A 6,467-nucleotide genomic window follows, 5' to 3' on the forward strand; every position below is an offset into this window, starting at 1 on the left:
ATACTCGACCTAACCACGCATTTTCAATTACTTGCCCAAAGCTTTCTACTTTCTCTTGTTCTGCTACTAGTCGTGCTTTACCAAAGCTACCCTGCTCTGTGATATGCACTTGTAAAATTGGGGTCGCATGTTGTTGTAATGCATCCCACAAGCCTAACTTTTGATAAATTTGCACGCTACGGCGTGACAAAGCGGTGTTACGAGCATCAAAACTTGAGTGATATGGAGCTAGATTTTCGTCATCGTAATTTGGATATTTCACAGCTTCTAATAGCTTTACGGCAATATTAGATTTTGCCAACATTAAAGCAAGGCTGAGTCCAACCATACCCCCACCGACAATGATGACTTGTTGCTGCATAATATTATTCCTTATCAGTTTTTCATGACTTGATGTTTCGGGACTATCTTACTCTAACTCAAATTGGGATTGGAATTTGTACTTTGTTTGGTCTGTGTTTTATTTTAATTCGACAAATAAAAAAGGCTTATTTATCCTAGAATAAGCCTTTAGATCAATATTTCAGACTTAACTAGCCATTAATTGCTCAATCTCTTCAACAGTTTTCACTACATTCTTAGTCAAAACCAACGGTCCATTTTCAGTGACTACAATATCATCTTCGATACGAATCCCAATACCACGCCATTTCGCCTCAACTGTTTCATCATCAGGTGCGACGTATAAACCAGGCTCAACGGTGACTACCATACCTGCTTCATAAGCACGCCAGTCTTCGCCATGCTTATAAGCGCCCACATCATGCACATCCATACCAAGCCAATGCCCAGTGCCATGCATAAAGAATTGACGGAATGCTTCACTTTCAACCAACTCATTTACATTACCGCTAAGTAAGCCAAGATCAACCAAACCTTGAGTTAAAATTTTTACAGCGACTTCATGTGGATATTTGTAGTGATTGCCGATACGTGTTGCATCAATCGCAGCTAGTTGTGCATCTAATACAATATTGTAAAGTGCTTTTTGCTCAGGACTGAACTTACCATTGACTGGGAAAGTGCGAGTGATATCAGATGCATAGAATTCATATTCACAAGCAGCATCTATTAAAACCAAATCACCATCTTTTAATGGTTTATTGTTTTCTACGTAATGCAAAATGCACGCATTCTCTCCACCACCGACAATACTATTGTAGGCTGGTACACAACCATTTTTACCAAAAATATAATTGAGTTCTGCTTCAAGTGCATACTCCATCATTTCTGGTTTCACTGATTGCATAGCACGTGTATGTGCATCTGCACTGATATTTGATGCGATCTGCATTAGCTCGATTTCTTGCGCTGATTTTTTCAGACGCATCTCATCTATAAGTCGATCAAGCTGAATGACCTCTGCTGGAGAGGTTGATCCACGACGTTGTTGAGAATCAGCTTTTTGAATCCATTGACTTACTCTGGCATCAAACTCAGCTTGATGACCAATTCGAAAATACAGACGATCTTTATTTAAGAGCTTTGCAATGATTTCCTGATCCAATAAATCTATTGCAAATGCTTCATCTGCACCATAGATTTCAACAGCCCCTTCCACACCAGCACGGTAACCATTCCAAATCTCCATTTCGCGATTACGCTCTCGGCAAAATAAGGAATAACGATACGTTTCACCTTCAGCGAAGGTTTCCAATACCGCAACTGCTTCAGGTTCAGCAAAACCAGTTAAATAATAAAAACTACTGTCAGCTCGATATTTATAGTCTGCATCGCGATTGCGGTACATTTCTGCACGTGTCGCAATAATAGCAACACTATTTGCACCCATTTTCTGAGCTAAATGATCACGGCGTTGTTTAAAATCAGCTTGAGTTAGTTTCATATTATCCTACAGCTTGAAAGTCCCTCTAAAAAGTAAGAGGGATTTATTAGGGAGATTTAATACCGCATTAACTCGGACGATGCGGTGTAAACATTTCTACAATAGTTTGTGGATCAGCTGTGCTTTCTTGATTTCTGCTTTTGGCATGAAAGTTTTTTAAGAGTGAGCTTTCACTAACAGAAATCTTTTTGCGACCAATCGATAAGCTCACTGGAATTAAACGAACAAACTCGTATAACTCTTCATAGCTTGCTTCACCTTCGTCATCATTATCTGAATCTTCAAACTCTACTGCTGCAACATCTTGTAAGTGTTCAATGAGTTCTTGTTCATCAGCACGAATATGTCCTGATGCTAAACCAAAGCCTAGAACCACACCAGCACACCAATCTGCCAAAGCTTGAACTCGATCAACAAGTAGATGACTATCATCTGGCAACATCGGCAAATAATCTAACTCATCGTCAGACAAGGCATGAGAAACATCTTCGCTTTCGTCAGTTAAGCTTTCTAACGCCTCTTCCGATAATGCAGGAACATTTAAAGTATTTAAAATTTGTGACCATTCGTCTTTGGTTGGTGCTTGTGTGACACAAACTATACCTGTGAGTAATCCATGTAACTCACTTGGACTTGAAATCTCTTCAATCCCATCAAAATGGGCATTCCAATCCGTCCAACCTGAAATATCGTCTTGCATTCGTTTATCCAATCTCTATACTGCTGTATATATTACCTTTGATTGCAACTCTGTGCGACCTCGTTATGTTAGAACAATTACAGCGTCTACAAGCGCATATTGGTGTTTTAAAAACACGTTTACATCATTTAGAGCGCGAAAACACTTCGCTCACTGAAGCTAAAGCTTTAGCTGAAACAGACCATCATGCACAAATCGTGCAAAAAAATAGCATCATCACGCAAAAGCAGGAAGAAGTTGATAACTTAACTGAACAATTAACTCAGTTACAAGATCAATTTAAGCAGCTGAATCAAGATGCGACAACACTTGCTGAACGCTATAGCCGCTTGGAAAAAAGCACCACTGACTTAAAAAATCGCTTTCAAGAGATTTTGGCAGAGCGTAATGATTTACGTGTGACTAAAGAGAAGCTCCAAGCACAACAACGTCATAGTCAGCAAGAAATCCAAGATCTTCAGCAAGATCGTGATCGTTTATTGCAAAAAAATGAGCTTGCAAAATCAAAAGTTGAAGCAATTATTCAACGTCTTGCCATCCTAGGTACTGCGCAAGATCATCATGCACAAGAAATTCAGCAACTTGCTCACCCGAATGCTGAACTACAAGAGGAAAACTGATCATGAGTGAACAAGTGACAGTAGAACTTCGTTTAATTGAACAGACTTTTCGCTTAAATACCACTGAAGACAAACGTGAAGAATTAGAGCGTGCAGCTGAACTACTGAATCAAAAGTTTCAGGATATGCGACGTAATGCTCCTCGTGTAGAACACAATAAATTAGTCATTATGGTTGCCTTACAGATGGCACAAGATGTCTTTAGTTTGAATAAATCTTTGCAGGAATATGCTCACTGTGAGCGCCTACTTCAAACCATCTTGGAAGATGTCGAACAAACTGTTGAGTAAAATTGCACAAAGCCCCATCAATTAGTAAGTATCTTTACAGATATGTGATCTGCAAGGATTGTCATCGTGTAAAGATCAGTTATACTAAAACTGTCTCTAGGGTGTTCGCCAGTACGTCTAGTCCCCTGCCGATACTTAAATTTATGGATGTGTCCTGTACATTTTGAGTGTATGCCTGCCTCGAGTAGGAAACCCAGTAAGTGTACGTCACCTCCACCTTGAACTCATCGGGTTCAGGGTAACGACCATGCAGCGGCACCTCTGGAGCATTACTTTTCTAATGGTTCTCACCAAAAGAAAATTCAATTTATAATCCCCTTTAAATCAAATCGTTCTTTGTTTTTATTACCTCTTAAACTCTGCTTATTTTTAGTACATTTCAAATAAAAAACCATAGCACATGCTATATGTACTATGGCGTTATCACTTCAAAATTTTAAGGTCTATTCATCGTTCAAGGCACATTCATAGTGACTTGGCGATTGCGAACAACGAACCTGTTTCAGCAACTTCATCATATCTGGATCGTAATAGCCTTCTTTCGTCATTTGGATCCGTGCTTCACGCATAAGTCGAACATAACCTGGCTTATCACTTTCATTTAGTGTTAACCAATATTTACTTGGAATTTTAGCTTCCAATTTATCGACAAATTCAAATGCTGGATTGAGCTGTTTAGAAATGACCTCACGCGCAACTGATCCCATTCCTGCTGGAAATTTATTGCGATGCATGATCAATGTGCCTGTCACTTGAATGACAGGGAACTTGATAATCCCACCAACAACTTTGCCAGACTTATCACTCATCCCTTTATGTAACTCTAGTGGTTCAAACAATATCGCAGGTCCAGCCATAATATCGACTTCTTTATTGTTGAATTTACCACCAACACTCACTAAATCTACCGAAATAGGTTGAGCACCTACATTTTGAACTAATTTCTTTTGGGTTTCATCGAATTGGAATACAGCAATCTTTTTACCTGCAGCTTTAGCTAGAGTATTAATATTTCGATCGTTGACCATAATATAAGCAGCACCTAATGGTACTACCCCGACAACCTCATAGTCTTTGTTCACCATCTTTTCATCAAACTTTGGATTTGCTAAAACTTTGATCACTGCGCTCAATTGTTTGTATGTTTGTAGTGCACCAATTGCATCAATACTTCCAACAAATTTATTAAATTGTTTCGCTCGTAGATTACTAATACCTGCACCATCACAGCGTTTACTACGAAAATCTTCGGTTAAAACAGCTTCATTGGTATAAACCTTTAGGTTCACCAATGTAGATGCTGTTTTTTTAAGTTTAGGATAATCAAAATCCAGTTTAAATTGTAAATGCGAAGGACGAGCAACTTTCATATTGACACCAAACTGCTTGGCGACGTTTACCATTCTTGGCATTTCAGTGATATAGCTAGTTGCTTGTTCAAATGCTTCACTATGCTCACCATTCGGCGAATACACACATAAAGTGACCTGTTTAGGAATCTGCTGCCAAGTTTTAGGGTCATTGAGTAGTTTTTTAACTTTATTCTGCGAATGAGTTGAAAGCGTTAGATCTAACTTCCCTTCAGGAGCTGCATTGGTTGGACTCATCATGGCGAATGACGAGACCATCATTCCTGAGATAAGAATTAATTTAATTGACATCCTGCACTTATTTTTATGGATTAAACGGTCCATTTTTAGCTATTTCCCAATAGTTTTTATTCAAGTTAAGGTCATTAAATCAAAATAGAATTGACTGCTTTTACTTAGATGATGTCAATTAAGTCAAGAAAAGTATAAAAACTCTCATTATTTGATAATAGTCTATATTTTCTCGAAGTTTATAGAATACGAGAGACAATATTTATCCGACTAAAACAATCTAAAACCAGCTTCTATACCTTAGTAAAATCCCAAATCGACTTTTCCAACCAACATAAAGTATGAAAAATCTAGAATTAATCCAACGAGTTTTCTTTAACTAAAAATCAAATATCAAACATATTACAAGTTTTGATTCAGTTGAATTGGTAACTCCACTTGCATTCGTAGAATTAAATCACAGAGATAAATAAGCCGTAAAATTGACTCAACATTGATTTTAGACTCGGCTAAAAGTGATGTGATTTGCTTTGCAAGTATGTTCATTCCTGCATCTAATGCCAACTGACGTTGTTGTTGCAATGTTTCGATCTGTGATGAACTCAGCATCATACGCCCAGAGCAACTCAGACTAAGTAATACATCAAAAATTGGTTCACACACTTTTTGACTTAAACTCATTTGAATAGATGAAAATTTTGCTCTCTGTTGTTGTTTCATCATTAAGAGTTGTTCAATCCGTCCAACGATACTTTCTTTCAAAGTCTTTTTTGATTCAGTGAATTGATCAAAATCTAGGTTAAATAAGCGAGTTTTTTCATTTTGCGTGATCAATAAACTAATTGGTGATAACACCAAGGTATGTCCTTTAATCTGGCAATATACAAAAACAGAGTTGATTTGAGTTTTTTGATTACACAAGTGTTCGAGCTGACGAATTTTTTCTATTTCTGACGTTTTCCAATCTAAACGTAAATGTATCGCTGATTGATTCTGATCATAGACCGTCCACCATAAACATTGCTCAACTTCATCAACTTGAGGATTGTCATAGCTAGAAATATTAAGCATGACTGTTTGATCAACACCTTCGATACTTTGTAATTGTTGCTGCCAACGTTGCTGTAGTTTGTGCCAATTATCAAATCCGATGTGTTGATAAATACTAAAATCCTGAAGATCTTTTAAGCTATTAAGTGGTAAGGCTCGACTTTGTCCTGAAGCAGATAAACGATCATCCTCAGAAAATCGTGGCTGTTGTAATCGTACTTTTTTTTGCATGAGTTGTTGAGCTGTCATCATCCAAATGCTTTGCTGAGACCATGCATTGTAACGATTAAAGTTCGGGTCATTATTTTCAGTACGCGCTAGTGTCACCTCAAAAATTTGAGGGTTTTCTTGCTCTGAGAA

At 37.8% G+C, this 6,467-nt stretch carries 7 protein-coding genes and 1 other RNA gene; 3 read left to right on the forward strand and 5 right to left on the reverse strand.

Going from position 1 to position 6,467, the window contains the following annotated elements; genetic code table 11:
* From A2003_RS12585 to A2003_RS12595, 3 genes are all read right to left on the reverse strand, one after another.
* A partial coding sequence (locus tag A2003_RS12585; RefSeq protein WP_286687448.1) for an FAD-dependent oxidoreductase occupies positions 1 to 361 on the reverse strand: 361 nt, incomplete at its 3' end.
* Between the two features lie 168 nt (positions 362 to 529).
* Positions 530 to 1,846 carry a Xaa-Pro aminopeptidase gene (gene pepP / locus A2003_RS12590; RefSeq protein WP_004963105.1) on the reverse strand — a complete coding sequence of 439 codons (1,317 nt, stop codon included), beginning with the start codon at positions 1,844 to 1,846 and terminating at the stop codon, positions 530 to 532.
* Positions 1,847 to 1,913: 67 nt separating this feature from the next.
* Positions 1,914 to 2,546 carry a UPF0149 family protein gene (locus A2003_RS12595; RefSeq protein ID WP_004912433.1) on the reverse strand — a complete coding sequence of 211 codons (633 nt, stop codon included), beginning with the start codon at positions 2,544 to 2,546 and terminating at the stop codon, positions 1,914 to 1,916.
* Between the two features lie 65 nt (positions 2,547 to 2,611).
* On the opposite strand from A2003_RS12595, the gene A2003_RS12600 reads away from it, so the two are divergent.
* From A2003_RS12600 to ssrS, 3 genes are all read left to right on the forward strand, one after another.
* Entirely contained in the window at positions 2,612 to 3,166 is a 555-nt protein-coding gene (locus tag A2003_RS12600; RefSeq protein ID WP_004955284.1) for a hypothetical protein, read from the forward strand.
* Between the two features lie 2 nt (positions 3,167 to 3,168).
* Positions 3,169 to 3,456, forward strand: a complete 288-nt coding sequence (locus A2003_RS12605) for a cell division protein ZapA (RefSeq protein WP_004912439.1) — start codon at positions 3,169 to 3,171, stop codon at positions 3,454 to 3,456.
* Positions 3,457 to 3,546: 90 nt separating this feature from the next.
* Positions 3,547 to 3,728: non-coding RNA, 6S RNA (gene ssrS, locus A2003_RS12610), on the forward strand.
* Positions 3,729 to 3,899: 171 nt separating this feature from the next.
* Here the strand turns inward: ssrS and A2003_RS12615 are convergent.
* The gene (locus A2003_RS12615; RefSeq protein WP_502685965.1) at positions 3,900 to 5,087 is read right to left on the reverse strand and encodes a putative solute-binding protein; all 1,188 of its coding nucleotides are present in this window, start codon (positions 5,085 to 5,087) and stop codon (positions 3,900 to 3,902) included.
* A 372-nt stretch (positions 5,088 to 5,459) separates the two neighbouring features.
* Positions 5,460 to 6,467 (reverse strand): YehQ C-terminal OB-fold domain-containing protein (locus A2003_RS12620; protein ID WP_502685964.1); only part of this gene is annotated, 1,008 nt, incomplete at its 5' end.

Source organism: Acinetobacter sp. GWC1_38_13, assembly GCF_001767535.1.
Classification (GTDB): Bacteria; Pseudomonadota; Gammaproteobacteria; order Pseudomonadales; family Moraxellaceae; genus Acinetobacter; species Acinetobacter junii.